A 2574-nucleotide genomic window follows, 5' to 3' on the forward strand; every position below is an offset into this window, starting at 1 on the left:
GGAGGATGAGCAATTCAAAGTGATTCTTTCTTCGGCTGTGAATGCTACGATAAAGGACAATTATCAAGAGGCGATAGGGACCATTCTGAATGATGATAGCATTATCGAGGTATCTGCAGGAGGATATACTTCCGCTGATTCTTATCTTGGACGAACTTAGTGTGGTCTGACGAATTCAATGGTGATGCCATTGATATGCAGAATTGGACATATGATCTCGGAGGTGGAGGTTGGGGAAATGAGGAATTGCAGATCTATACTACGAGTAGTGCAAATTCATACGTGGCAAACGGTAATCTAATGATCGTTGCGCAAAAGAATGGATCACAGTATACCTCAGCTCGACTCAAATCAATAGATCTTCAAGAATTCCAATATGGACGTATCGATATACGAGCGGTACTTCCTGTTGATCAGGGAATATGGCCAGCATTATGGATGCTTGGGGCCAATTTTCCTTCGGTTGGATGGCCTGCCTGTGGAGAAATAGATATCATGGAATTGATAGGCTCGGCTCCGAATGTAGTTCATGGCACGGTTCACTTCGGTAATAGTTGGACCCAGCATCAGTTTATTGGTAATAGCACCTATATTCCTTATCCTCAGACTTTTGCAAATGAGTTCCATGTGTTTTCTATCGACTGGGACGAAAATGGCATCACTTGGTACATGGATGACCAAGAATTCTTCAGTATCGATCAGAATGTAACGGGTAGTCAGAATTATCCTTTCGACAATGGATTCTTTTTTATCATGAACGTGGCCGTGGGAGGACAATGGCCGGGTTATCCTGACGAGACTACAAGCTTTCCAAAATTCATGGCTGTGGATTATGTCAGAGTATTTCAATGAGACTTTTTTAAAGATCCTTTTATATTGCCTTGCTTATAATTCAAGGTGATGGTATACCGTACCAAAGCCATTGTAAATTCAGGAAAGGCGTTAATGTAGAGCCTTGCCAAGAAGAACAGCCATGGAAGTAGTACTAGCAGTAGATATAGGCGGCACCTTGACCAAGATCGGTCTGGTGAATGAGCAAGGAGTAATATTGGCTCAAAAAACCTTCGACACTGAAGCAGAGCAACCTTTTGATTCATTCATGGATCGACTCGAGAGCCATGTGACCGAAATGTCTGCAGGACTAGAAGTTGAAGTTCTCGCAGTCGGTGTTGGTGCACCCAATGCTAACTCCTTGAGTGGTATGATAGAATTTGCACCTAATCTTCAGTGGGGCGACAAGGTTCCACTATTGGATGAAGTGAGAAGTCGATTCGGCAAAGAAACGGTGATCGCTAATGATGCCAATGCAACAGCCTTGGGTGAGATGGTATTCGGTAAGGCCAAGGGCATGAAGAACTTCGTGGTCCTGACCTTGGGTACTGGGCTTGGGAGTGGGATCATTATCAATGGTGAACTTTTGATCGGTGAGCATGGTCTGGCCGGTGAGATAGGACATGTGAGTATCGATCCCAACGGGCGACAATGTAAATGCGGCTTGAAAGGTTGTTTAGAGACCTATGCCTCTGTTACAGGATTGAAGCGAACTGTCTTTGAGCTCATGGCTTCGATGAAATCGAGATCAGTACTCCGCGAAGTCAGTTTTGCTGATATGACGGGGGAAATCATAGCGACAGCGGCATTGAATGGTGATCAGGTTGCTTTGAAGGCTTTTGCTGATGCAGCTGATTGCCTTGGAGATAGTATGGCCAACACAGTAGCTCATTTAGATCCTGAAGCGATCATCCTCACAGGAGGATTGAGCAAGGCGGGAAATCTACTTATAGATCCGGTAGTAGCCAGTATGGAGAAGAACCTCTTCACACCTTATAAGAATAAGATAAAGGTCTTGGTCTCTGATTCAGCCGATTCCAGTTCTGTCCATGGCCCAGCAGCATTGGCTTGGAATCATATCTCGGAGAATTGACAATGAGCCACATGCTTTATTCTATTCAGGGTCCTGTTTATCACTACAACATGTCAAGCTGTTGACATTCCTATTGTTGTCAGAAGCGAATGGACCTAGTCACATATCTGTTGTATAGATTGCCGTCCGTTAGCGACCGATACAATAGAAATTTCCTCTTATGATAGATCTTAAGCTTCTCTCCATCAACTTCCTTTCAACGGCCTTAGCCTTGACAGTTTCTTGTCTATGCACTGCGCAAGAATGGGAAGAACTTGGAAATAGCCCATTCTCAGGAAGACATCATGGAATAGGTTTTGCCGCTAACGGATATGGCTATGTGGTCACAGGTAGTTTCACGAATGAAGTTTGGAGATACACGCCAGAGACTGATTCCTGGGAAGAGCTGGATGAATATTCTGAGCTGATCCGCGGGTATGGAATTGGTGATATGATCGAGAATACCGGTTATTTCGGATTCGGACTGACCTTCGGTGGGCCAGTGACAGGTGAGGCCAATGACCTATGGAGATTCGATACGGATACCGAGTCCTTTGTTCAATTAGCAGATTGCCCTTGTACTCCAAGGAGTCATCCTGCCTTTGTGACATTCGGTGATAAGATTTACATGGGGTTGGGAGGTAATAACGGGAACCTTGGCGATTGGTGGG

The 2574-nt window shown here is 44.8% G+C and carries 3 protein-coding genes; all 3 read left to right on the top strand.

The genetic code is table 11. The features are described 5' to 3' along the window. The first annotated feature begins 282 nt into the window (after positions 1-282). Positions 283-852: a glycoside hydrolase family 16 protein gene (locus HKN79_10490; protein NNC83994.1), complete on the top strand. Its 570-nt coding sequence runs from the start codon at positions 283-285 to the stop codon at positions 850-852. Positions 853-973: 121 nt separating this feature from the next. Continuing rightward, on the top strand, positions 974-1924 hold the full coding sequence (locus HKN79_10495; GenBank protein ID NNC83995.1) for an ROK family protein: 951 nt from the start codon (positions 974-976) through the stop codon (positions 1922-1924). A 160-nt stretch (positions 1925-2084) separates the two neighbouring features. Then, on the top strand, positions 2085-2574 hold a 490-nt coding region (locus HKN79_10500), incomplete at its 3' end, for a hypothetical protein (GenBank protein ID NNC83996.1).

The sequence above is a fragment of the Flavobacteriales bacterium genome, from assembly GCA_013001705.1.
Classification (GTDB): Bacteria; Bacteroidota; Bacteroidia; order Flavobacteriales_D; family JABDKJ01; genus JABDLZ01.

Bases quoted from the DNA above. Each gene is read 5' to 3' on its own strand.
- HKN79_10495 (NNC83995.1), top strand. From the start codon at position 974: ATGGAAGTAGTACTAGCAGTAGATATAGGCGGCACCTTGACCAAGATC.